13 protein-coding genes are annotated in these 25,145 nt (G+C 73.7%); 10 read left to right on the top strand and 3 right to left on the bottom strand.

Going from position 1 to position 25,145, the window contains the following annotated elements:
• Positions 1-5 precede the first annotated feature (5 nt).
• Positions 6-674: a bifunctional 4-hydroxy-2-oxoglutarate aldolase/2-dehydro-3-deoxy-phosphogluconate aldolase gene (gene eda / locus IEY56_RS18490; protein WP_189038345.1), complete on the bottom strand. Its 669-nt coding sequence runs from the start codon at positions 672-674 to the stop codon at positions 6-8.
• Between the two features lie 65 nt (positions 675-739).
• A complete protein-coding gene (gene yaaA, locus IEY56_RS18485) occupies positions 740-1,537 on the bottom strand; it encodes a peroxide stress protein YaaA (RefSeq protein ID WP_189038344.1) in 798 nt (265 codons plus the stop codon).
• A 239-nt stretch (positions 1,538-1,776) separates the two neighbouring features.
• Between yaaA and IEY56_RS18480 the strand changes: the two genes are divergently transcribed.
• A complete protein-coding gene (locus IEY56_RS18480) occupies positions 1,777-3,054 on the top strand; it encodes a PP2C family protein-serine/threonine phosphatase (RefSeq protein WP_229712009.1) in 1,278 nt (425 codons plus the stop codon).
• A gap of 76 nt (positions 3,055-3,130) precedes the next feature.
• On the opposite strand, the gene IEY56_RS18475 is transcribed toward IEY56_RS18480, so the two are convergent.
• On the bottom strand, positions 3,131-4,366 hold the full coding sequence (locus tag IEY56_RS18475; protein WP_189038343.1) for a PP2C family protein-serine/threonine phosphatase: 1,236 nt from the start codon (positions 4,364-4,366) through the stop codon (positions 3,131-3,133).
• Between the two features lie 312 nt (positions 4,367-4,678).
• Between IEY56_RS18475 and IEY56_RS18470 the strand changes: the two genes are divergently transcribed.
• The 9 genes from IEY56_RS18470 to IEY56_RS18430 all read left to right on the top strand — a co-directional run bounded on the left by IEY56_RS18470 (position 4,679) and on the right by IEY56_RS18430 (position 25,054).
• The gene (locus tag IEY56_RS18470; protein WP_045863183.1) at positions 4,679-4,885 is read left to right on the top strand and encodes an MbtH family protein; all 207 of its coding nucleotides are present in this window, start codon (positions 4,679-4,681) and stop codon (positions 4,883-4,885) included.
• 508 nt (positions 4,886-5,393) lie between these two features.
• Positions 5,394-6,353 (top strand): 3-oxoacyl-ACP synthase, encoded by a 960-nt coding sequence (locus IEY56_RS18465; RefSeq protein WP_189038342.1) that lies wholly within the window; start codon positions 5,394-5,396, stop codon positions 6,351-6,353.
• The gene (locus tag IEY56_RS18460) at positions 6,350-6,676 is read left to right on the top strand and encodes an acyl carrier protein (RefSeq protein ID WP_229712008.1); all 327 of its coding nucleotides are present in this window, start codon (positions 6,350-6,352) and stop codon (positions 6,674-6,676) included. The genes IEY56_RS18465 and IEY56_RS18460 overlap by 4 nt, the downstream gene beginning before the upstream one ends.
• Positions 6,673-7,914: an acyl-CoA dehydrogenase family protein gene (locus IEY56_RS18455; protein ID WP_229712007.1), complete on the top strand. Its 1,242-nt coding sequence runs from the start codon at positions 6,673-6,675 to the stop codon at positions 7,912-7,914. Before IEY56_RS18460 ends, IEY56_RS18455 begins: the two co-directional genes overlap by 4 nt.
• Entirely contained in the window at positions 7,911-9,020 is a 1,110-nt protein-coding gene (locus tag IEY56_RS18450) for an HAD-IIIC family phosphatase (protein ID WP_229712006.1), read from the top strand. Before IEY56_RS18455 ends, IEY56_RS18450 begins: the two co-directional genes overlap by 4 nt.
• A 16-nt stretch (positions 9,021-9,036) precedes the next feature.
• Entirely contained in the window at positions 9,037-11,013 is a 1,977-nt protein-coding gene (locus IEY56_RS18445) for a non-ribosomal peptide synthetase (RefSeq protein WP_189038340.1), read from the top strand.
• A gap of 46 nt (positions 11,014-11,059) precedes the next feature.
• The gene (locus tag IEY56_RS18440; RefSeq protein WP_189038339.1) at positions 11,060-16,882 is read left to right on the top strand and encodes a condensation domain-containing protein; all 5,823 of its coding nucleotides are present in this window, start codon (positions 11,060-11,062) and stop codon (positions 16,880-16,882) included.
• Between the two features lie 44 nt (positions 16,883-16,926).
• Positions 16,927-17,847 carry a 3-hydroxyacyl-CoA dehydrogenase family protein gene (locus tag IEY56_RS18435; RefSeq protein WP_229712005.1) on the top strand — a complete coding sequence of 307 codons (921 nt, stop codon included), beginning with the start codon at positions 16,927-16,929 and terminating at the stop codon, positions 17,845-17,847.
• The gene (locus IEY56_RS18430) at positions 17,840-25,054 is read left to right on the top strand and encodes a non-ribosomal peptide synthetase (RefSeq protein ID WP_189038337.1); all 7,215 of its coding nucleotides are present in this window, start codon (positions 17,840-17,842) and stop codon (positions 25,052-25,054) included. Before IEY56_RS18435 ends, IEY56_RS18430 begins: the two co-directional genes overlap by 8 nt.
• Positions 25,055-25,145: the final 91 nt, after the last annotated feature.

The raw sequence follows: 25,145 nt of genomic DNA, 5'->3' as shown, positions 1-25,145 counted from the left end.
GCGCCTCAGCGGCGCAGCCCGGCGGCTCCCTCGGCCAGGCGCTGCACGCGGGACCAGTCCCTGGCCGCCAGCGCCTCGGCGGGCAGCATCCACGTGCCGCCCACGCAGCCGACGTTGGGCAGCGCGAGGTACCGGGCGGCCTTCGCCTCGTCGATACCGCCCGTGGGGCAGAAACGCGCCGCGGGCAGCGGCGAGGCGAGCGACTTGAGGTAGCCGGTGCCGCCGGACGCCTCGGCCGGGAAGAACTTCATCTCCGTCACCCCGCGCTCCAGCAGCGCGAGCACTTCGGAGGCCGTGGAGACGCCCGGCAGGACGGGGACTCCGTGGCCGCGCATCGCCTCCAGCAGCCGGTCCGTCCAGCCCGGGCTGACGAGGAAGCGCGCACCCGCGGCCACCGCGAGGTCCGCCTGCTCCGGCGTGAGGACCGTCCCGGCGCCGACGACCGCCTCCGGCACCTGCTCCGCGATGGCGCGGATCGCCTCGGGCGCGGCGTCCGTGCGCAGCGTGACCTCGATGGCGGGCAGCCCGCCGGCGACCAGGGCGCGGGCGAGCGGCACCGCGTCCGCGGCGTCGTCCAGGACGACGACGGGGATGACGGGCGCGAGGTCGAGGACCGGGAGCGGCCCCGAGGACCCGGCGGGCCCGGCGGGAGAGGAGGACGCGGAGGACACCATGCGTGCATCCTCTCCCCGGCCGTCCTCTCTGTGCAACGCCCGTTGCGCTCCCCGCAACGGGATGGTCAGAGCTCCGAGACGACGACGTCCAGAGTGCGCGGTTTCCCCTTCCGCGGCTCCGCGGAGTGCTCCACCTCGTAGCCCAGATCGCGCAGCGCCTCCGCCAGCTCCTCCGGGGTGCCCGGGTCCGCGCCGTCCTCCAGGAGCGCGCGGACGATGCGGCCCTTGGTGGCCTTGTTGAAGTGGCTGACGACGGACCGCTTCTCGACGCCGTCCACGGTCTTCGACTGCAGCACCCGTACGGAGACCGTGCGTTCGGCCGGTTCGCCCGTCGGCTTCCACATCTGTGCGTAGGCCGTGGACCGCAGGTCCAGCACGAGTCCGTCGCCCGCGGCTTCGGGGAGCGCGGCTGAGAGGGGTTCGCGCCAGTAGGCGCCAAGGGGGCCGAGCCCGGGGAGCCGCACGTTCCCGGAGCAACGGTAGGAGGGGATGCGGTCACCGGGCCGCACGGCTCCCCACAGTCCGGAGAAGATCAGCAGCGAGCTCTCCGCGCGCCGGCGGGCGGCGGGGCTCAACGTCGCCTGGCCCAGGGCGTCGTAGAGCACGCCGGTGTAGATCTCGGCAGCCGGGCGGGCGGGCGCGCCGTGCAGCCGGGCGTTCTTGACGACCTCTCCGCGCAACCCCTCGCTCAGGCCCAGGACTTCGCGGGCCTTCTCCTCGTCCGCGCCGCACAGCGTGACCAGTTCGTCGAGTACGCGCCTCCGGGCGTCCTCCAGCCCGGGAAGCGAGAGTGAACCGATCCGCAGGGGGTCCCCGTCGCGTCCCTCGGCCTTCCCCTCGGACGGCGGCAGCAGCACGAGCACGGTGGATCTCCTTCGCGGGTACGACAGCGGCGCGCTCAGCAGCGTATGGGCCGCGGGGCCCCGGGTGCACACGGGGCCGGTGCGCCCCGCCGAGCGGGCCCACCCCGCGGGGCGCACCCTGGAAGGGAGAAGGAGAGGGAGGGAAGCGGAACGCAGGGCATGTCCGCAGCGCACAGGACTGCCCCGGTGTTGTGCGGGTATCCGGAACCCCGACGCCCGCGGTCGAAGGAGGGTGTGCCATGGCCGTGCCGCCCGCCCGAGCCCGGATGCTCGGGGGCATCGTCTCCGGCAGCCACTTCGTCACGCTCGCCGGGCTTCCGTCCCTCGTCAGCCGCCACGCCGCAGAGCGCGGCTGGCCCCACGTGCTGATCTACGTCGCGGACCTCCAGGAAGCCGTGCTCTCCCTGCTGACGGGCAGGGGCGCCGACGGCGGCCGGGTGACCGGGGACCTGCCGGCCGAGCTGCCGGTCGACGGTACGGCGCCGGGCCGCGCCTTCCAGCTGGGCGTGATCCTTCCGACGTCGGCGAAGCGGGACCAGTGGTGGGTGCCGGTGCTGAACGGCGCCGAACGGGTCGGGCTGATGCGGATCACCAGCCCGGAGCACGACGAGGCCGCCATGCAGGACATGCGGGAGCTGGCCTCACTCGTCGCCCTGCTGCTGGTCACGAAGCGCGCGGCCAGCGACGCGTACGCCCGGCTCGTGCGGCGCAGGCGCATGAACGTCTCCGCCGAGATGGAGTGGCGCCTGATGCCGCCGCGTACGTTCGCCAGCGACAGGGTCGTGATCAGCGCGCTGATGGAGCCGGCGTACGAGGTCAGCGGCGACGCCTTCGACTACGCGGTCTCGGACGAGGTCGCCCACCTGTGCATCTTCGACGCCATGGGCCACGACACGGCGGCCGGTCTGACCGCGAACCTCGCGGTGGCCGCCTGCCGCAACGCGCGGCGGCAGGGGAGCACGCTCGTCGAGACGGCCGAGGGGGTGGAGAAGGCGCTCGTCGAGCAGTTCGACTACGGCAGCTACGCCACCGGCATCCTGGCCGACCTCGACATCGGCACCGGCGTGCTCACCTGGCTCAGCCGCGGCCACTACCCGCCGGTCGTGATCAGGGGAGGGCGGTACACCGTCCCCCTGGAGTGCGTGCCGGGGCCGCCGATGGGCCAGGACCTGGGCGCCGCCGGGCTGTGCCGCGAGCAGCTGGAGCCGGGGGACCGTCTGCTGCTCTACACGGACGGGATCACGGAGGCACGCAACCCGGAGGGCGAGGAGTTCGGCCTCGACCGGTTCACCGACTTCCTCATCCGCCACCACGCCGACGGGCTGCCGGTACCGGAGACGCTGCGCCGCCTCACCCGGCACCACCTGGAGTACCACCGCGGGAGGCTCAGCGACGACGCGACGGTGATGGTGCTGGAGTGGCACGGTGCGTCGCCCTACGCGCCGGGTGAGGCGGAGGCGCTGATCGGCCTGCCCCTGGGCGGTCCGGCGTCGGTCAAGGACCGGCCGCTGAGGTGAGCGGCGAGGGCGCGCGCCCGCGGTCCGAGGCCTGGCGCGCGGGCGCCTGTGGCCCGGTTCGGGGGCACGCCGCTCGTCAGAGGCTGATGACCACCAGGGCGATGTCGTCGGCGGCTCCCTCGCTGACGTCGAGCCGGGCGAGCAGGCTGTCGGCCAGCCGCTCCGCGTCGAGCCCGGCGCAGGCGGCGAGGGCGGCGGTCAGACGGGCGATGCTGTCGTCGATGTCCTCGCCGCGGCGCTCGATGAGCCCGTCCGTGTAGAGCACGAGGCAGTCCCCGTGCCGGTATGCGACCTGCGCCTCGGGCCGGGCGTGATGCTCCGAGCGTGTCGCCAGGGGCGGGTCCGTGGCCTCGTCGAGAAGCTGGCTGTCGCCCCCGGGGTGGAGCAGCACCGGGGGGAGGTGCCCGGCGCTGCTGTAGGTGATGACCTGCTCGTTCGTGTCGATCCTGACCTTGACCGCCGTGGCGGACATGGCGCCTTCGACGGAGCTCGCGTACAGCCCCAGCACCTGCAGCGCCTGTGCCGGGCCGTTGGTGGCGCGCATGGCCGCGCTGAGCGCGCTGCGCAGCATGCCCATGACGGCGGCGGCTTCGAGGCCGTGGCCGACGACGTCCCCGACGGCCGCGCTGAAACCGCCCATGGGGGTGTCCGTCACGTCGTACCAGTCGCCGCACACGTTGAGCGTGCCCACGGCCGGCAGGTACCGGACGGCGACGCCGGGCCGGGGCAGGTCGGGCGAGTGGAGCATCGCCTCCTGAAGGGTGAGGGCGACGCGGCTCTCCCGCGCGTTGGCCTGCCGCAGCTCCTCGTTGAGCACCTGCAGTTCCTGGGCGCGTACGAAGAGTTCGGCCTCCGCGTTCTGCGTATGAAGGCTCTCCTCCGGCGATGGCAGGGGGCGACGGGCCTTCACGAACCCCGTCACGTCCTCGACGCGGTGGATGATCCACGCGACGTCGCCGTCCTTGCCGCGTACGGGCGTGTTGACGGGCGACCACCAGCGCTCCTCGAAGGTGCCAGGCCGCGAGACGACGGGGATGTCGTACTTCTGGAGCGCCATGGTGTCGGGGCGGCCCGACTCGCGGACCCGGCGGAGGGAGGCGCCCAGGTTCTCGACCCCGTTGGACTCCGGGTCCGCGGGATTGGCGGGGAACGCGTCGAAGATGTAGCGGCCGAGCAGGTCCTCGCGGGTGCGCCCCGTGGCGCGCAGGTAGGCCCGGTTCACGTCCACGATCACCAGGTCCGGCCGCAGGACGAGGTAAGGACTCGGCGTCGCTGCGAACAGGGCCGCGTAGTCGATGTCCGGTCTCGTCACTGGCTCCTGCCAATTCCCCGGTGTGCAGATGCCTCCATTTTCTCTCCCGTCCCCGCAGTCCGCCCGTCGTGGGCGCTCGCCCGGGCCCTGCGGAGCGCGACGACGGCCCGGCGGACGGGAGCGTCGTCCCGCGGTCCGCCGGACCGCGGGGGCGTTGTGCCGGTCTGCCCGTTTCCCGGGAGACCGGGCGGCGCTCCGCCCGGAGCGGGCGCAATTCTTCTCCGAATGCTTGCGGCGGTCATGGCGGTACGGGAGTATGCCCGCTCAGGGCGGGGGAGAGGCTTTCCGCTCACGCGCGAGCGAAAGGATCCCATGAGCAATCCATTCGACGACGAGGACGGCTCCTTTTACGTGCTCGTGAACGACGAGAAGCAGAATTCCCTGTGGCCGTCGTTCGCGGAGGTTCCGGAGGGCTGGACCATCGCCTTCGGAGAGGACTCCCGCCAGGCATGCCTCGACCACATCGAAGAGCATTGGACGGACATGCGGCCCGCCAGTCTCGTCGAGGAGTCACGCTAGCGGCCGGGCCTCCGGCCGGGTTGCGCGCCGGACCGCGCAGCCTCCGCCGCGCCTGCGGCGAGTGGCCCCGGAAACGTTCTACCAGGGACGTTTCCGGGGCCACTCGCCGTTCTGCTTGTGACCGGCCGGTAGTGGGAAGGAAAGTCCGTGGGTGCGCCACGGAGCCCGGGGGCCGGGCGCCGGTGTTACCGCGGGAAAGCGGAGTCATGTATTCCTCTTCGGCTCGCCGCGGGTGGATTCCGCCCCGTCGCGACCAGTCCGGCAAAAGGGTTCAAACGATCCGAACCCGTCTCCGCTTCCGGTCCGTATATAACGGCGGACACATGATAACTGTCATGTTTGCACGGCGCTTCGACGGCGTTTCGGTACGCCCATTCCAATCCCCTTCTCCCTTTACGTGAATGCGCTGTAGCATCCGGCGCACACCAGAAACGGGGGAGGGTTCGTGACGTCTCGAGTCGCGGAGAACGGCGCATTTCCCGTCGCGGTGAGGAGCGCCGCCTGGCACATGCCCGGACAGTCCGTCGCCGTGCCCGACCTGCCCGAGTTCGCCTCGATGGACGAGGCGGAGCGGGGCACGTGCCTCGCGCTGGGCGTCGAGTCCGTCCGCGCCGACGACGGCCTGAGCTCCTCGGACCTCGCCGAGCGCGCCGCGCGCGAAGCGCTGGGCAAGGAGGGGGTCGACGCCCGTGACCTGGGCGCCCTGATCGTCGTGGAGTCCCGGGCCCCCGAGACGCTGCTCAGCTCCGAGGCGACGAAGCTCCAGCACAGCCTGGGGGCGGACCGGGCGCTCACCTTCACGGTGGGCGGCCTCGGATGCGTCTCGATCACGCCGGCGCTGCTGGCCGCCCGCGGGCTGATGTGCGCCGACCCCGCCCTAGGGGACGTCCTCGTCGTGCACGGCAGCAAGCCCGCGGCGGCCGGACGCTACCGGCACCCCGTCACGGTCAACGGGGACGGCGGGCAGGCGCTCCTGCTCTCCCGCACCGGTCCGGTCCGGCTGCTCGGCATGGCGCAGGAGACCAACGGGGACTACTGGGACCTCTTCCACGTGAAGTACCGCGACCTGCCCACCGGGCAGTGGCGCGAGGAGTGCGGGGACCTGTCGGCCTACTCCTTCCGGCTCGCGATGGAGACCCGCAGCCGGGTCTCGGGGCTGATCGGCGGGCTGCTGGAGAGCCACGGCCTCAAGCCCGGGGACGTGCGGGGCTACGTCAGCCAGAACCTGTCCATGGCGGGCTTCACGTTCAGTGAGGAGTCGCTCGGGATCGAGCTGATGCCCGTGTGCAGGGACAACCTGCGACAGTACGGGCACCTGGGCCCCAACGACGTCTTCCTCAACCTGTACACGGCGATCGAGCGCAAGGAGCTCGTGGAGGGCGACCGCGCCGTGCTGATCAATGTGAGCCCGGTGGCGGCGTGGAGCGTGCTGCTGGCAGAGATAGGACCCCAGGAGACGGCATCGTGAGCGACGGCGACATCAGGGAAGCGGCCCAGGGCGGGACCGGGGACGCGGCGGCCGGAGGTGCGGCCGCCGAGGAGATCACGCGGCAGGTGACGGAGTTCCTCACCGCCGCGCTCCGCAAGCCCGTGCAGCCCGACGACGACTACTTCGCACTCGGCCTCGCTGACTCGCTCTTCGCGCTGGAGCTGGTGACGTTCGTCGAGAGCCGCTTCTCCCTCACCGTCGAGGTCGAGGACCTCGACCTCGACAGCTTCCGTACGGCGAACCGCATCACCCGCTTCGTGCTGCGCAAGACGGGGTCGCCAGAGTTCACCGAGACCCAGTGAACGGGGGACGGAGCGCGCCGGGCGGCAGGGAGGCCGGCAGAGGGACCACGGGAGCAGCCGGAGCCGCCGGCTCGGCGGCCGCCTCGTCGCCGGTGGCCGCCGCGGCGCGGCTCGCCGCGGAACTGGTCCCGCACGCCGCGCGGTGGGACCGGGAAGGGGCGCTGCCCGCCGAGGCCCGCAAGGAGGTGGCCGCCGCCGGGCTGCTGGCACCGGACCTGCCCGGGCGCTACGGCGGCCTGGGAGCGTCGCCCGCCGAACTCGGCGAGATCTGCGCGCACTTGGGCGGTGTCTGCAGCGCGCTGCGCGGCCTGGTCACCGTGCAGAGCATGGTCGCCGCCGCGCTGAACCGGTGGGGCACGCGAGAACAACGCGCGCGCTGGCTGCCGCAGTTGGCGAGCGGCGAGCTGATCGCGGGCTTCGCGGCCACCGAGGACGCCGCGGGCAGCGCGCTCGCCGAAGTGGGCACACGCGTCGAGGACGCGGGAGACGGTGGGCACGTCACCGTCACGGGCCGCAAGAAGTGGATCACCTTCGGGCAGGACGCCCACGTGCTTCTGGTGCTCGGCAAGGACCGGGGCAGGCCGTCCGCCGTGCTCGTCGAGACGGACCGCGAAGGGGTGAGCCGGGAGCCGGTCGGCGGCCAACTCGGCATGCGGGCCGCGCAGATCGCGCACGTCGGCATGGACGCGGTGCGCGTGCCGCGCGCCAACCTCGTCGCGCCTGCCGGGCTGGGACTCTCCCACGTCGCCGCCGCCGCGCTCGACCACGGGCGCTTCACCGTGGCGTGGGGCTGCGTCGGCATGGCGGAGGCCTGCGTGGCGGACGCCGCCGCGCACGCCGCCGCCCGGGTGCAGGGCGATGAGGCCCTCGCGGGCCATCAGGCCGTCCGCTCCCTCCTCGCACGGGCCGCGGTCGAGACGGCCGGTGCGCGTGAACTTGCCCTGCGCGCCGCACGGTTCCGAGCCGAAGCGGCGCCGGGAGCGGTGACGGAGACCATCGTCGCCAAGTACGCCGCGGCCGCGGCGGCCGCTTCCGCGAGCAGGGACGCGGTGCAGGTCCTCGGCTCGGCCGGATGCGAGCCGGACAGCCGGGCCGGACGTCACTTCCGGGACGCGAAGGTCATGGAGATCATCGAAGGAGCTCAGCAGGTGGCCGAACAGCACATCGCGGAGCAGCTGCTGCGCCGCTCCGGGACACCGCGTCCCGAGGCGGGCGCCCGTCAGGCGGAGGCGTCGTGACGGGCGGGCGGGACGCAATCCCGGAAGGAGCCGGCAGCGGGACGAGCGCTGACGCGGGGCAGGTCGCGGCGCCTGCCCCCGTGGTCAAGTGCCTGGTGTGGGACCTGGACGACACGGTATGGGACGGGGTCGTGCTGGAGAACGACGACCCCGAGCCGTTCCCCGCGGTCCTCAAGACGCTGCGTGCGCTCGACGAAAGGGGGATCCTGCACGCCGCCGCCAGCCGGGGCGAGTACGCGATCACCTCGCGCCACCTCGACGAGCGGGGCCTGGAGGAGTGGTTCTGCGACGTCCAGGTCGGCTGGGGCTCCAAGTCCGCGGCGGTGCGCAGGATCGCCGAGGGGCTCAACATCGGCATCGACACCGTCGCCTTCATCGACAACGACCCTGTGGAGCGGGCGGAGGTCGCGTCCGTACTGCCCATGGTGCGCTGCTACGCGGCCGGACAGGCGGGCTCGCTGCCCGATCTCCCCGAGTTCCAGCCGGAGTTCGTCACCGAGGAGGCGGGACGGCGCAGGCACCTCTACCGCACCGAGCGCAGGCGGCAGGTCGCGGAAGAGGAGTTCGGGGACGACCGGCAGGGCTTCCTCGCGTCGCTGGACCTCGTCATGACGGTCCGGGACGCGACCGGGGACGACCTCGTCAGGGCCAGCGAACTGACCGTCCGCACACACCAGCTGAACACCTCCGGGCTCACTTACGACGCCGCGGAGCTGCGCGAGCTGGCGGCCTCGCCCAGCCACAGGGTGCAAGTGGCCGCGCTGCGCGACCGGTTCGGGGACTACGGGATCATCGGACTGGCCGTCACCGAGCTCACGCCGGACGAGTCGGTGCTGCGGCTGATGCTGATGTCCTGCCGGGTCGCCTCCCGCGGTGCGGGCACCGTGCTCCTCGGCCACCTCGTGAGGGAGTCCCTCGCAGGCGGACGGCGGCCCGTGGCGCACTTCGTGCCCACCGAGGCCAACAGGAACATGCTGGTCACACTCCGGTTCGCCGGCTACGTGCCGGTACCCGGCACCGAGGACCCGCTCGTGCTCGCCTTCGGTCCCGACAGGCCGGCCCCCGCGAAGCAGGGCCACGTCCGCGTCGTCACCGGAACGGACTGAGGAGGCCGGGAGCAGCGTGGCGCACGAGACTGCGGACAAGGCGGCGGAGAGAGCCGCGGGGCAGAGCCGTCAGGCGGAACGGCCGTCCGTCTGGGAGCTGTTCCGGAGGCAGGCCGCCCGGACCCCGGACACGACGGCCCTGGCCGTCGGCGGTACGGAGCTGACGTACGCCGAACTCGACGCGGCGTCCGCCGCGTTCGCGCGGAGGCTGCGTGAACGCGGCGCGAGCGCGGGCCGCGTGGTGTGCGTCAGGCTCGAACAGAACGCGCTCGCCGTCACGGCGATGCTCGCGGCGCTGCGCATCGGTGCGGCGTGGGCGGTGGTCGAACCGGACCAGCCGCCGAGCCGGCTCCGCGCCCTGCTGGCGGACACCGACTGCGCGGTGGTGGTGGTCTCGGGCCCGGACTCCGCGCTGGAGGGGCTGCCCGACGTCCCGGAACGCCTCGACGTCGCGGGGCTGGACGTACGCGGACTCCTCGCACCCGGTGGCGCTGACAAAGCCGCCGGACCGGCGGAGGAGGCGGGACGGGCCGGCGGGCACGCCGAACCGTCCCCCGAGACCCCGGCCTACGTCGTCTGCACCTCCGGCTCGACCGGAACCCCCAAGGGCGTGATGGTCAGCCGGGGTTCGCTCGCCGCCTCCATCGAGCCGAGGACGGAGGTCTACGGCGAGGACCACGCCGTCTGCCTGATGGCCATGCGGGCGTCCTTCGACGGGATGCTCGGCGGCATGTTCTGGTCGTTCTGCAACGGCCACACGCTCGTGCTCCCCGACGAGAAGCAGCTCAAGCAGGTCCACGGACTGGCCGGGCTGGCAGAGGAGTACGGCGCGACGCACCTCATCGTCGTGCCGTCCTACTACCGCGCCCTGCTGAAGGAGAGCCGGCTGCTGCCGGAGTCCCTGCGGCTGGTCGTCGTCGCGGGTGAGGCGTGCACTCCCGACCTCGTACGGGACCACACGGAACGCCTTCCCCGGGCGGTGCTGGTCAACGAGTACGGCCCCACGGAGACGACGATCTCCTGCACCGTCGAGCCCGGGCTGGACCCGTCGTGGTCCCGCATCCCCATCGGCCGGCCCTGGCGGGGCGCCGAGGCGCGGGTGCTGGACGGCCGGCTCCGCGAAGTGGCGCCCGGCGTGCGGGGCGAGCTGTACATCGGCGGCCCGTTCGTGGCGCTCGGCTACGCGGGGCAGCCCGGCAGGACGGCGGAGAGGTTCGTCGCGGACCCCTTCGGGCCGCCCGGGTCACGCATGTACAGGACCGGCGACATCGCACACGTGGGGGAGTCGGGGTCGTTGCATTACCACGGCAGGAGCGACCAGCAGGTCAAGATCCGCGGCGCGCGGATCGAACTGGGCGAGGTGGAGGCGGCGTTGGAGCGCCACCCGGCCGTCGGCCAGGCCGTCGTGGTCTGCGGGAACGCGTCGGGCGAGCCACGGCTGACCGCCTTCCTCACCCCTGTCTCACCCGGCGGCGACATGCCCTCGTGGTCCGATCTGCGGGCGCACTGCTGGGAGTTCCTGGTGGAGCAGGCCGTTCCCGTCCACTTCCGCACGCTCCGGAGCATGCCGCTCAACTCCAGCGGCAAGGCCGACCGGACGGCGCTGCGGGAGCTGCTGCCGTCCGACGCCGGAGAGACGGGTGCGAGCGGCCCCTTGGACGGCGGCGGTGCCGCGGGGAAGAGCGGCGCGGACGGGCCGGGCGCTGCCGCCGGCACCACGGGCCGTGTCGCGGAGATCTGGGCCGCCGTACTCGGCCACGGTGAGGCCGGACCGAACGACAACTTCTTCGCGGTGGGCGGCAGTTCGCTGCGGGTCATCGATCTGCACAAGCAACTCGACGCCGCCTGGCCCGGGGTGCTGCGCGTGGGCGAGCTGTTCGACCTGACGACCGTTCACGCGCAGGCGGAAGCGATCACCGGCCGGCTGGGTCACCGCCCGGACGGCGAGGACGACGGGCCGGGTGAAGACCTCCCCGCGGCCTACGAGTTGTGAGGCGACGGCAGCCGGTGAGGGCGGAGCGCATGGACGGGAAGGCGATATGAGCAGCATCGGTGGGGCCGGTCTCGGCGGGACGGACGCGTCACGGGAGCCCGCGGGCATCGCGGTGATCGGGATATCCACCCGGTTCCCGCAGGCGGACAGCCTGGACGAGTTCCGCGACAACCTGCGCGCCGGACGGGACTCGGTGCGTCCGATACCTCGTGAGCGCGTCGAGTCCACGTGCCTCGACCCGGACGCGGAGTACCCGCACCAGGGCTACCTGGACCGGATCGACCTGTTCGACCACGAGTTCTTCGGCCTCTCGCGGCGCGAAGCAGAGGTGACGGACCCGCAGCACCGGCTGGCCCTCCAACTCACCCGCGAGGCACTGGAGAACGCGGGCTTCGCGGCCTCCGCGATGCGGGACTCCCGTACGGCCGTGGTCTTCAGCTCACCCAGCAACGGCTACCAGCCGCTGGTCCGCGAGTACGGCACGCTCAGCATGATCGGGAACATCCCGTGCGGGCTGCCCGCCCGCGTCTCGCACCTGTTCGGGCTCACCGGCCCCTGCTACGGGGTCGACACCGGCTGCAACGGGTCCCTCGTCGCCGTCCACCAGGCGTCACGTGAACTGCGCGACGGGGACGCCGACTTCGCCGTCGCCGGCGGGGTGAGCCTGAAGCACGTCGTCCCGCCCGCGGCGACCGTCGGCGCCTTCCCCGGCATCGCCTCCCCGACCGCCAAATGCCGCGCCTTCGACGAAGCGGCGGACGGCGCGGCAGGCGGCGAGGGCGGGGCCGTGCTGCTGCTCACCACGCTGGAGAGGGCCCTGGCCGAGGGTGCGTTCGTCCACGCCGTCATCCGCGGCAGCGCGGTCGTGCACAACGGCCGGCACTCGGCGACGATCGCCACCCCCAGCGCCACGTCACAGGCCGAGGTGATCCGCAAGGCGTGGCGGCGCGCCGGTGCGGACATCGCCACGGCCGGATACATCGAGGCGCACGGCTCCGGCACGAAGCTCGGCGACGCGGTGGAGGTGGAAGGGCTGGCACTGGCCCGCGGCGGCAGCGGAGACGTCCTGCCCATCGGCTCGGTGAAGACCAACCTCGGCCACCTGGACCACGCAGCCGGCATCGCGGGGCTCGTCAAGACGATCCTCAGCGTGCGGGACGCGGAGCTCTACCCGACCCTGCACTTCACCCGTCCCGGCGAGGACGTCGACCTGGAGGCGGCGCGGCTCGACGTGGTCACCTCCGCCCGATCCTGGCAGTCCGGGCTGCGCCGGGCCGGCGTCAGCTCCTTCAGCCTGGGCGGCATCAACGCGCACTGCGTCGTCGAGCAGCCGCCCGTCCCCGCCGCGCCGGAGGATTCGGGGGACGCGGAGTCCTCCGAGGGCGCGCGGCAGCGGCCGCTGCTCGTCGGTCTCTCGGCGCGCAGCGAGAGCGGCCTCGTCGCCCTCTGCGAACGTCTCTCCCTCGAACTGCGGGACGGGACGAAGCAGTTGGCGGACGTCGCGATGACGCTCAACGAGGGAAGGGACCACTACCGGCACCGCATGGGCCTGGTGGCCCGCACGTCCTCCGAGCTGGCGCTGAAGCTCGCCGCCCAGGTCACGTGGAAGAGGCTCGGAGCGCAGCAGGCGGGAACCGGCGGGCAGCTCTCCGGCGGGGGTTCCGCTCCCGCCGTGCCCCGCGTCGTCCTGCTGCTCTCGGGCGACGCCGAGGGCGCACCGGCGGGCGAGGGCGCCGAGCTGCCCGCCCGGCTGCCGCTGCCGGACGGCCTGTCGTCCCGTGTACGTGCCCAACTCGCCGCCCACGCCTGGCTGAAGAGGGCCGGAGTGCCCGTCGGCGGCCTGATGAGCTCCGGTGTCTCCCGCTACGCCGTACGCCACCTGCAGGGCAAGCTCTCCGCCGAGGACACCCGGGCGCTGGAGCGGGCGAAGGACGCGGGGGCGGCGGGGGGAGCGAGCCAGGACGTCTTCGGCGGCCCCGTACGCGCCGACCGGCTGCACGCCGCCGTCGAGGAGCAACTGGCCGCCGGACCCGTGGTGTTCGTCGAGCTGGCGGCGCGCGGCGAGATCAGCGACCTGCTGTCCGGGCAGCTCGCCGGCCGTCCCGGCGCGCAGGTGCTCACCCTCGGGGGCTCCCACGGCAGCGCCCTGGAGGCGCTCGGCCGGCTCTACGAGGCGCAGCTGGACCTGGGCTGGCCGGCGCTCAGGGGAGGCGAGAGCCGCACGCCCCGCAGGCTGCCGCTGTCCGGGCACCCGTTCGACGGGGTGCGGTGCTGGGCGCGTCCGCTGGACGACATCATCCGCTTCGACACGCCCCCCGCGGCGCAGACCGCCGCCGCGCCCCCGCCCGCACCGGCCCAGGCTCCCGCACCGTCACCGGAACAGCCGCCCACCGCACCCCCGGCAGCCCCCGCGCCTGCTCCAGCGGCCCCAGCCCCAGCCCCCGCGCCCGACTCCGGCCCACCGGCCCCCGCTCAGGACGCCGGGCAGCCGCGTGAGGCGCCCGCCCGCCCGCTGCCCGGGCCCGACCGGACGGCGGCCGCTCCGGCTGCCGCCGCCACGCCCGCCACGCCTGACCCTCCCGTCGCCCCCGCCGCGGTGCCCCAGGACAAGCGGGACGGCAGCCCGGAGGCCGTGCTGCACTGGCTGCGCGGCACGCTGGCCGAACTGCTCTACGCCGACGAAGTGGCCGCCGACGCCGACTACTTCTCCATCGGCGGCAACTCCGTCATCGCCCTTCAGCTCATCGAGCGGGTGCTCACGGAGTTCGGCGCCTCGATCAAGCTGATCGACGTCTACGCGCACCCTCTGGTCTCGGACCTCGCCGCCGCCGTCACCGAGCGCATTCCCGCCCCCGCCTCCCCGGGGGAGCTCGCGCCGAACTCCGGCCCGCCGCACGAGGACACCGGGGACGGGCAGCGGGACGGCTCTCCGGGGACCTCCGACGGCGGGCAGCCGCGTCCGGCGTCCGGGGACGCGCACAGGCTGCCGCCCATCCGCCCCAACCAGGAGCCGACGCTCTCCTACGGGCAGGAGCGCATGTGGTTCCACCACCAGCTCGACCCGAGCACCACGCTGTACAACCTTCCCGGCGCCTCGCGGCTGCGCGGCGAACCCGATCTGGAGGCGCTGCGGCTGGCCTGGGAGGACCTGGCGCAGCGGCACCAGGCCCTGCGGTCGAACTTCGCGGAGGTCGACGGGCGTCCGAGGCTCGTCGTCCGTCCCGAACTGGGGGACTTCTTCCGGGTGCTGGACGTCTCGGACGAGCCGGACCCCGAGCAGGCGGCACGCGCGGCCGTCCAGGCCGAGACCCACTGGGTCTTCGACGTCGCCAACGACCCGCTGGTGCGCGTCACCGTCGTGCGCATCGGCCCCGGCGACTACCTGTTCTGCTGGACGATGCACCACGGCGTGAACGACGGCTGGGCGCCGCAGATCCTCATGGGCGAACTGCTCCAGTTCTACGAGGCCCGCTGCGAGGGCCGCGTGCACCTCCCCGAGCCGCTGCCCGTCCAGTACAGCGACTACGCCCGGTGGCAGCGCGACCTGCTGGAGGGCTCCCTGCTCGACGGCGAACTCGACTACTGGCGCCGGCAGCTGGCCGATCCGCCGGCGCTGGAGCTGCCCACCGACAGGCCGCGTCCGGCCCGCATGGACTATGCGGGGGCGACGTACGGCTTCACCGTTCCGGCGGAACTCGTCGCCCGCCTCCGCGCCCTGGGCAGCGAGGAGACGGCCACGCTGTTCATGGTGATCCTCACCGGGCTCAACGTGCTGCTCTCCCGCTGGTCGGGGCAGCGGGACATCGTCGTCGGCACGCCGACCATCGGCCGCAGCAGGCCCGAACTGTGGGGCCTGCTGGGCTTCTTCAACAACACCATCGCCCTGCGCACCGACCTGTCCGGGGAGGCCGGCTTCCGCGAACTGCTGCGCCGCGTCCGGGCCGTGGTGCTGGACGGCATGGAGCACCAGGAGATCCCGTTCGACAAGGTCGTGCGGGAGGTCGCGCCGGACCGCGACCCCGGCAGGAACCCCGTCTTCGACGTCATGTACGTCCACCAGACGCTGCCGCCGAACTTCTCCTTCGGCGAGACGACCTTCAACCCGGGACGCCCGGACGGCGACGCCGACGAGACGCCGCTCTTCCCCGGACTCCCGCCCGGCACCGCCAAGTTCGACATCACGATGGTCGTCGCGGAGCGGCCGGACCTCGAAGAGCTCGAAGTCGCCGTCGAGTACAGCACGCAGCTCTTCGACGCCGGGACCGTCTCGGCCATGACCGACTCCCTGCTGAAGCTGCTGTGGGCGGCCGTCGAGGACCCCGACGCCGACCACCGCGAGCTGCCCGCCGGTCCGCCCGCCTCCCGCACCGGCGCCGGGAGGGCCGCGGACGACGGCGCGCCGCGGACCCTCCCGGAGGCCGCCGGGCCCCCGGAGGCCGAGCCGGACGCCGCCCGCCCCGGCGCGGGTTCGCAGGCGCCGGCGGCTCCAGGACCGGCACGCGGCGTGGAGAGCGGCGGCGACTCCGTCACCGCCTGCCTGCGGCTGCGCGGCGCCGTCGACGCGGACGCGCTGCGCTCCGCGTTCGGCGACCTCGCGGACCGGCACGACGTGCTGCGGACCCGCTTCCCGCTGCCCCAGCGGCAGACGCTGTCACCCTTCGCCCGTGACAGCGGGACCGCCGGCGCCGGGTTCCTGCGGACAGCGGACGTCTCCGGCCGCGACGAACCCGCCGCAGCCGCCCGGGACTTGGCCGTCGCGCACGGACGCACCGCAGTGGACCCGGCGACGGGCCACGCGCTGCGCGCCCTGCTGCTGACGACCGGTCCCGACGACCACGTCCTCGTGGTGACGACGCACCGCGACGTCTACGACGGCGCTCAGCCGGGGGTCTTCTTCGGGGACCTGTTCGCCTTCTACGGGGCCCGCCGCGGAGGCACGGAGCCCAGCCCGGCGACGCTGCCCGTCTCCTACGACGACTACGCCCAGTGGCAGCGCCGCCTCCGGGAGGACGGCCTGCTGGACGGCCAACTCGCCTACTGGCAGGAGCGGCTGGCCGGACTCGGGGCGTTCGAGCCGCCCACCGACAGGCCGCGGCCCGTCTCGGCGCGGCCGGGCCCCGGCGCCGTCGCGACCCACGGCTTCCGCCTGCCCGCCTCCCTGGCGGGCGAGCTGGGCCGTACCGGGCCGCGGGAGACGCTGCTGGCGGGCATCGTCGCACTGCTGTCGCTGCGTTCGGGCTCGGACGAGGTGCTGGTCGGCCTGCTGGAGGCGGCCCCGGACCCCGACCAGGCCGCCGACGTGCAGTCCCGGCCGCGGCTCGGCGAGATCGTCGGGCCGTTCGCGAACCCGCTGTCGCTGCGGATCGGCACCGCCGACGAGCCCGGCCTCGACTGCCTGACCGGCCGGGTCCGCGAAGTGATCGCCGAGGCCGAGGCCAACGGCGACGTGCCGTTCCAGGACGTGCTGCGGAAGCTCCGCGTGCCCCGGGAGCCCGGCCGCGCACCGTTCTTCGACGTGACGTACGCGCACCACCGGCTGCCGCGCTCGCTGGGCGAGCGGGCGGGACTGGACGTGCGGGCGGTGCGGTGGCCCGGGGCGGGCGGAGCCCGGCTGGCCCTGCCCGCGGCGGCCGGGACGGAGGGGCAGCCGGGGCCGCACGGGCCCGCCGGCCTCGCCTGGACAGTCGTGGAAGGCCCGCAGGAAGGCGAGTTGAGCGTCTGCGTGGACTACCGCACCGACCTGTACGACGCCGCCACGGTGTCCGCCATGGCCGACGGCCTGGTCTCGCTGCTGGGTTCGGGTACGAGGGAGCCCCGTACCCCGCTGAACGACCTGTGGCTGCCGGACACTTCGCCGCACGCCGGCTGACCTCACGATGTATGAGACACGGAGACCGAAAGGGGCCCGCGACCGTGGGCGAACGCAAGGACATCGAGCCGGACGCGCCGGTGGGCGTCGTCGGCGCCGGCACCATGGGAGCCGGCGTGGCCCAGTGCTTCGCACAGGCCGGCCATCCCGTGGTCGTCGTCGACCCGGACGCAGCGGCACGGGAGGACGGGGCCGCCCGGCTGCGCGCCGGACTGCGGCTGAGCAGCCTGCTGCGCGGCAGACGGCCGGACGGTGGCGGAGCGGCGGCCGACCCCCTCGAACTCGTCCGCTTCACCGACGAGTTGACCGCTCTCGGGGACGCCGCGTTCGTCGTCGAGTGCGCACGCGAGCAGGTGCCGGTGAAGGAGAAGGTGCTCCGCGGCCTCGACGAGGCATGCGGTGCCGGGACCGTCTTCGCCTCCTGCACCTCGGCCATCCCCGTCGAGCGGCTCGGCTCCTTCACGGGGCGCCCCGACCGCGTCATCGGCACGCACTTCATGAACCCCGCGCCGCTCAAGGACGCGGTGGAGGTGGTGCGTTCGCCCCTCACCAGCGAGGACACCCTCGCGCTCACCCTCGGCTTCCTGGCGCGCATCGGCAAGAAGCCCATCGTCGTCGGGGACGGCCCCGGCTTCGTGACCAACCGCGTCCTGATGCTCACCGTCAACGAGGCGGCGGCCGTCCTGCAGCAGGGCACCGCCGACGCGGAGACCGTGGACCGCGTCTTCCAGGAGTGCTTCGGCCATCCGATGGGGCCGCTGCGCACGGGGGACCTCATCGGCCTCGACACCATCGTCGACACCCTCGACGTACTCCGTGAGCACACCGGAGACGAACGCTTCCGGCCGTGCGCCCTGCTGGCCGGGCTCGTCGCCGAGGGCAGCGTCGGCCGCAAGGCCGGCAGGGGCTTCCACACCTATCCGCAGAGCCCGCTCGCCACCCGGGGAGAGAACAGTCATGGCTGACCACCACACTGCGCGCATCCCGATGTCCGCCGCCGGCCGCGAGGTCTGGCGCCGGACACGGTCCGGCGCGCGGCCGGCCGGCGAGCCCGGTGCACCGCAGCCGCAGGTGACCGAAGTCGTCGAGATCCACGGCGCGTTGGACACCGCGCACTTCGAGGAAGCCGTCCGCCAGGTCACCGGCGAGAGCGAGGCGCTGCGCCTGCGGCTCGCCGACGGCACCGCCCGCCAGACGGCGGACGGCGTACCGCAGCTGGAGCCCTACGGCACCTTCACCCTCGCGAAGATCGACCTCAGCGGGGAGAGCGACCCGGAGGCCGCCGCGGAGGAGTGGGAGCGGACCGAGCTGGCCAGGCCGCTGACGGCGGAACTGTCCTCCCAGGCCCTGATCCGCCTCTCCGCGGGGCGTTTCCGCTGGTTCCACCGCCACCACCTCGCGGTCGTCGACGGTTTCGGCTGCGCCCTCGTCACCCGGCGCGTCGCCGAGGTCTACACGGCCCGTACGGAGGGCTGGGCGCCGGAGGAGGGCGGACTCGTTCCGCTGTCCCAGCTGGAGGCGGAGGAGACCGAGTACCGCTCGTCCCTGCAGCCCGCGGAGGACCGGGAGTTCTGGCTGCGGCGCACCGCCGGGCGGCCCGAGCCGCTGACGCTCGTCCCCGGCGCGCCCTCCGACGGCGGTGAGACGGCCGGTGCGCATGGCGTGCGTTCCCGGGCGGCCGTGCTGAGCTTCGAGGCGAGTACCCGGGTACGTGCCGCCACGCGCCGGACCGGAACCGACCCGGCCGCAGTCGTACTGGCCGCTGCCGCCGCCTACGTGCACCGCATGACGGGCGGCACCGACGTCGTGCTGGGCATGCCGGTCGACGGCCGCCTCAGCCGCGCCGCCCGGCGCGTGCCCGGCTCGGCGGGGGACGTCGCCGCGCTGCGCGTCGCCGTCCGTCCGGGCACCGGATTCGCCCGTCTCGCGCGGCAGGTCGCGCTGGAGAGCCGCAGGGTGCGGCGCCACCAGCGGTACCGGCACGCCGAGTTGTGCGCGGAGCTGGGCGTCACCGGCGAAGGCGCGCGGCTCTACGGGACCGTCGTGGACGTGCGGACGGCCGTGCACGCGGTCCGCTTCGGAGAGCTGGCCGCCACCGTCCGCCGCATCGGCGGCGACGAGACCGGCGACCTGCGCGTCGCCGTCGACGAGGACCCGGGCGACGGCACGCTGCGCATCGCCTTCTCCGGCCCCGCCGACCGCTGCACGGAAGCGGAACTCGACGCGCACGGCGAACGGTTCAGGCGGCTCCTCGACGCGGCCGTCACCGCTCCCGACAGCCCCGTCGGCTCCCTCGCCCTGCTCGGCGACGACGAGCGGGAGACCGTGCTGTCCTGGGCGCGCGGCTCCGGCGAGCCGCAGCTTCCCGCCCGCACCCTCCCGGAGCTGCTCGACGCCGCAGCCGGGCGGCACCGCGACGCGGTCGCCGTCACCGACGCCTCGCTGAGCCTGACCTACCGTGAACTGGACGACCGCGCCAACCGGTTGGCGCGTCTCCTGATCGAGCAGGGCGCCGGCCCCGAACGCGTCGTCGGCCTGATGCTCGGACGCTCGGCGGAGACGGTCGTGGCGATGCTCGCCGTGCTCAAGGCGGGCGCCGCGTACCTGCCGCTCGATCCGGCGTACCCGGCCGAGCGGCTGGCGTTCATGATCCGCGACGCGCGTCCGTGCTGCGTGGTGACGGATCAGGCGGGGGCGGAGAGCTACGCGGCGGCGGCCGAGCGCCGGTACGCCGCGGCGGCGTCCGCCGTCGTGCTCGACGACCCGGAGACGGCGGAGGAGGTGGGCCGCCGCTCAACCGCGCCCCTCACCGACGCGGACCGCGCCGCGCCGCTCTCCCCCTCCCATCCGGCGTACGTGATCTACACCTCGGGCTCCAGCGGGACCCCGAAGGGCGTGGTCGTACCGCACCGCAACGTCGTGGCCCTGATCGCCTGGGCGCACGGGGAGTTCGGGACGGAGACGCTCTCCCACACCCTCGCGGCGACTTCCTTCAGCTTCGACGTCTCCGTCGCCGAGATCTTCCCCGCGCTCGCGTGCGGCGGCCGCGTCGAGGTCGTACGCGACCTGCTGTCGCTGCTGGACGGCGACCCGCCGCGCTGGTCCGGCGGACTGGTGTGCGCGATCCCGTCGGTGCTCGCGAAGCTCACCGAGTACGGCGGCCTGGAACTGTCGGCCGCGACCCTGTCCATGGCGGGCGAGGCGCTGCCGGCGTCGCTCGCCGAGCGGGTGCGTACGACGATGCCCGGCACGAAGCTGATGAACGTCTACGGGCCCACCGAGGCCACGGTGTACGCGACCGCCTGGACGGACGCAGCTGACAGCTCCGGCGCCGCCTCCGGCTCCGGCTCCGGCTCCGGGGAGGCGGAGGGCGCGGCCGCGCCGCCCATCGGACGTCCGCTGGGGCACGTGCGCACCTACGTCCTCGACGGAGCGCTCCAGCCCGTCGAGCCCGGACGGCCGGGCGAGCTGTACCTCGCCGGTTCGGGGATCGCCCGCGGCTACCTGCGGCGCCCGGGTCTCAGCGCGGAACGCTTCGTGGCCGACCCGTTCGGCGCGCCGGGCGAGCGCATGTACCGCACCGGCGACCTCGTGCGCTGGACGGGGGACGGGCAGCTCGACTTCCTCGGCCGCATCGACGGCCAGGTCAAGTTCCGGGGTTTTCGCATCGAGTTGGGCGAGGTCGAGTCCGTGCTCGCCCGCCACGAGGGGGTCGCCGGGGCCGTCTGCACGGTGCGCGAGGACGCCCGGGGCGAGGCGAGGCTCACCGCCTACGCGGTCCCCGCACGGTCCGGAGGGGCGGCGGGCGCGGAGCCCGAGGCGCTGCGGGAGTGGCTGGCCGAGCGGCTGCCGGCGTATCTCGTCCCGGCCTCCGTGACGCTGCTGGAGGAGCTGCCGCGTACGCCGAGCGGCAAGCTGGACCGCGGAGCCCTGCCGGAACCCGGCCCCTCAGCCCGTACGGCGCCGGCACCCGAACCGGCACCGGACGACCAGGCCCCGCCGCCCGCCGAGCACCGGCCCGCGCCGCCCGCTGAGTCCGGGCCCGCACCGGCCTCCGCGACCGAAGCCGCCCCCGCGGCCGGTGAATCCGCGCCGCCGGAGCAGCCGACCGCGGAGGCACCGGACCCGGCCGGGGCGACCCCGTCCGGGGACGAGGACGAGGGCGCGAAGCCGGAGAAGTCCCGCGAGGAGATCGTCGCCGGGGTGTTCGCCTCGGTGCTCCGGCTGCCCGAAGTCGCCCCGGAGGACAGCTTCTTCGACCTGGGCGGCGACAGCATCGTCTCGATCCAGCTCGTGAGCCAGCTCCGCAAGGCCGGGCTCGTCCTCACGCCGCAGGACGTCTTCGAGCACAAGACCGTCCGGGCGCTGGCCTCCGTGGCGCGGGAGACGGCCCGCACCGCCAAGGGGGACACCGAGTCCGGGGTGGGCGAGGTGCCCCTCACCCCGATCGTCCACTGGCTGCGCGAACTCGGCGGCCCCGTCGACGGGTTCCACCAGGCCGTGCTGCTGCAGGTGCCCGGCGGGCTCCGCCAGGACGTGCTCACGAAGGCCGTGCAGACCCTCTTCGACCACCACGACGCGCTACGGCTGCGCCTCCAGACGTCCCAGCGGGACTGGAGGCTGACGGTGCGTCCGCCGCAGTCGGTGCCGGCGTCCCCGTCCGTCAGGCGCGTCGACGTCACCGAGCTGAACGGCGACTTCGCGGAGGTCATCGGCCATGAAGCCGCCCGGGCGAAGTCCGAACTGGACGTGCAGGCGGGCAGGATGGTCCGCGTCGTGTGGTTCGACGCGGGCCGGGACGAGCCCGGACGGCTGATGTTCATGGGCCACCACCTGTCCGTGGACGGCGTCTCGTGGCGCATCATCGTGCCCGACCTGGCCGCCGCATACGAGGCGCTGGAGGCCGGACGGGCCCCGCAACTCCAGCCGGTCGAAACTCCGTTGCGGCACTGGAGCCGGGCGCTGTCCGCTCAGGCGCGGGAGGAGAAGCGGCTGGCCGAACTGCCCCTGTGGTCGGAGATGCTCGACACCGCCGGACCGCAGCTCGCGAGCCGCCCCCTGGATCCGGCCCGCGACACGACCGGACGGGCGCGGTCGCATCTGCTCACCTACGGCGCGGAGCGCGCCCGCCACCTCTTCACCACCATCCCGGCGGCCTTCCACTGCGAGATCAACGACGTGCTGCTCACCGCGCTGGCTCTCGCCGTGCGCCGCTGCGTGGGGGCCGGGGACGGCGAGGGCGACGTGCTGATCGACGTCGAGGGGCACGGCCGCGAACCGGTCGTCCCCGGCGCCGACCTCTCCCGCACCGTCGGCTGGTTCACCAGCATGTACCCCGTACGGCTCGCACCGGGTGAGGAGGTTCCCCAAGGCGGCGGCGCGGGACCGGAGTTGGGCCGTGCGCTGCGTCGCGTGAAGGAGCAGCTGCGCACGATCCCCGACAAGGGCATCGGCTTCGGGCTGCTCCGCTACCTCAACCCTGAGACGTCGCTGTCCCTGGCGTCCGCGCCGCCGCGGCACATCGGCTTCAACTACTTCGGCCGGTTCCTGCTGCCCGCGGCCGCAGGTGAACGCGACTGGGCCCCGGCACCGGAGACGGCGATGACCGCCGGAGCGGACGCGGACATGCCGCTCACCCACCCGCTGTCCATCAACGCCCTCACCCAGGACGCCGAGGACGGCACCGAGCTGGCGGTCTCCTTCGTGTGGCCGGAGGGCGTCGTCGACGAGCAGACCGTCAAGGACGTGGCGGACGCCTGGTTCGAGATCCTCGACTCCCTCGCCGAGTACGCGACGCAGCCGGGAGCGGGCGGCCGCACACCGTCCGACTTCCCGCTCGTCCAGCTCGACCAGGGCGAGATCGAGTCGCTGGAGGAGGCCCACCCGCACCTGGAGGAGATCCTTCCCCTCTCCCCCCTCCAGCAGGGCATGCTCTACCACGTGCTGCTCGGCGCGCTCGCCGACGACGACGGGGAGGCGGGCGACGAGGCCCGCCACAACCTCTACACGGTGCAGCTCGCGCTCGACCTGGAGGGCTCGCTCGACCCCGAGCGGATGAGGCGGGCCGGGCAGGCGCTCCTCGACCGGCACGGCAACCTGCGAGCGGCGTTCGTGCACGACGGCATGCGCCAGCCCGTCCAGGTCGTGTGCGGCGACGCCCGGCTGCCGTGGCGTGAGGAGAACCTGAGGTGGCTGACCGAGGAGCAGCGCGAGCGGGAGACGGTCCGGCTCATGCGCAGCGAGCGGGGGAGGCCGTTCTCCCCGTCCCGGCCGCCGATGGTGCGGATGATGCTCATGACGACGGGGGAGAACCGCTACCGGCTCGTCATGACGACCCATCACATTCTGCTGGACGGCTGGTCGTTGCCCATCCTCGTACGCGAACTGTTCGCCCTGTACAGGGAGGGCGGCGGCGAGGGCGAGATCACCGGTGAGCAGGTCTCCGGGCTGCCCGCCGTCACCCCCTTCCGCGACTACCTCGCGTGGCTGGAGGGAGTGGACACCGGAGCCGCGGAGACCGCGTGGCGTGAGGCGCTGGCCGGTCTCGGCTCGGCCACGCGCCTCGCGCCCGACGAGGGCGACCGCGAACCGAAGCCGCCGGAGCACGTCGCGGTGGAGCTCAGCGAGGAGACCACCACCGCCCTCGTGGAGATGGCGCGCCGGCACGGCGTCACGCTGAACACGGTCCTGCAGGCCTGCTGGGGCGTGCTGCTGGGCCTCTCCACCGGCCAGGACGACGTGGTCTTCGGGTCGGTCGTCTCGGGCCGTCCCGCCGACCTGCCGGGTGTGGAGTCGATGGTCGGGCTCTTCATCAACACCGTCCCGACGAGGGTGCGCCTCGACCCGGAGGAGTCGCTGGGTTCGCTGCTCGTGCGGCTCCAGCAGGCGCAGACGTCGCTCATGCCGTACCACCACATCGGACTCGGCGAGATACGCCGGATCACGGACATGGGCGACATGTTCGACACCGTGATGGCCTTCGAGAACTATCCGATCGACGGCGTCATGGACGAGCCCGCACCCGGGCTCGCCCTGACGGGCGCCAGCGGCGACGACGCGCCCCACTACCCGCTCGGGCTGATCGTCTCGGCGCGAGGCGAACGCCTCTTCCTCAGGCTCGACTACCGCCCCCACCTGCTGGACCGCGAGTACGTGGAGAAGCTCTCCACCCGGTTCCAGGCGCTGCTGGCGACCACGGCCGAAGACCCGGCGAGGAGCGTCGGCGCGGTCGAGAGCGGCGAGGACAGCGGCAGAAGCTCCGCGGAGGCGGCCGGGTCCGGTACGGCGGGTCCGGCCGGCGACGAGCAGGACGCCGGAGGCATCGGCGTGCTGCTTCCGCTGCGCGAGACGGGCAGCCGGCCGCCGCTGTTCTGCGTCCATCCCGCGGCCGGAATCAGCTGGTCCTACGCCGGGCTGACGGCCCAACTCGGCCCCGAGCAGCCCGTGTACGGCCTCCAGGCGCGCGGCCTGGACGGCAGCGAGGTGCTGCCCGCGACGGTCAAGGAGATGGCGGCGGACTACCTGCGGCAGGTCCGCCAGGTCCAGCCCTCCGGCCCGTACCACCTGCTGGGGTGGTCCTTCGGCGGTCTCGTCGCTCACGAGATGGCCGTCCAGCTCCAGGCGGGCGGCGAGACGGTCGGCCTGCTGTCCGTGCTCGACGCCTTCCCCGCGGGGCCGGGGAACGGCGGCCTGGCGGAGCAGCAGACCGGCGGGCAGGAGGAGCCGGCCGAGATCCCGGCCGACGGCGGCGTCGGAGTCGTCCTCGGCCTGATCCTGGAGTTCTTCGGCTACGACCCGTCCCTCTGGGCGGGCGAGACCCTCACCTATCCGCGCTTCCTGGAGATCGCCAGGGACCGTACGGGGCTGCTGGCCACGTTCGACGAGGCGAGGGTCGCGGCGATCTGCCGGATCTTCCTCAACAACGGCACGCTCTCCCGTGCGCACGAGCCGGGCCGGTTCGCCGGCGACGTGCTGGTGTTCGCCGCCCGGGAGACGGACCCCCAGCTCGCGGCCGAGCTGTGGCTGCCGTACCTGGACGGCGGCAAGCCCGAGGTGCGGTCCGTGGAGCACTCGCACGGGCAGATGGGGCGCCCCGACGCTCTGGGCGGTATCGGCCGCGTGCTGCTGCCGCGCCTCCAGGAGGACCCCACGAGGCCGGAGCCCGGCGCATGAGAACGGGCGGATGAGCGGCGGCGGATGAGGCGCGCCGCCCGCTGCCGGACCCGGCGCCCGACATCGCCGGGGGCGGCGCCGGGCGGGCGGC

The organism is Streptomyces daqingensis, assembly GCF_014645895.1.
GTDB classification, from domain to species: Bacteria; Actinomycetota; Actinomycetes; order Streptomycetales; family Streptomycetaceae; genus Streptomyces; species Streptomyces daqingensis.
The sequence above is the reverse complement of the archived record's forward strand: the minus strand, read 5'-3'. Positions and strand labels throughout refer to the sequence as shown.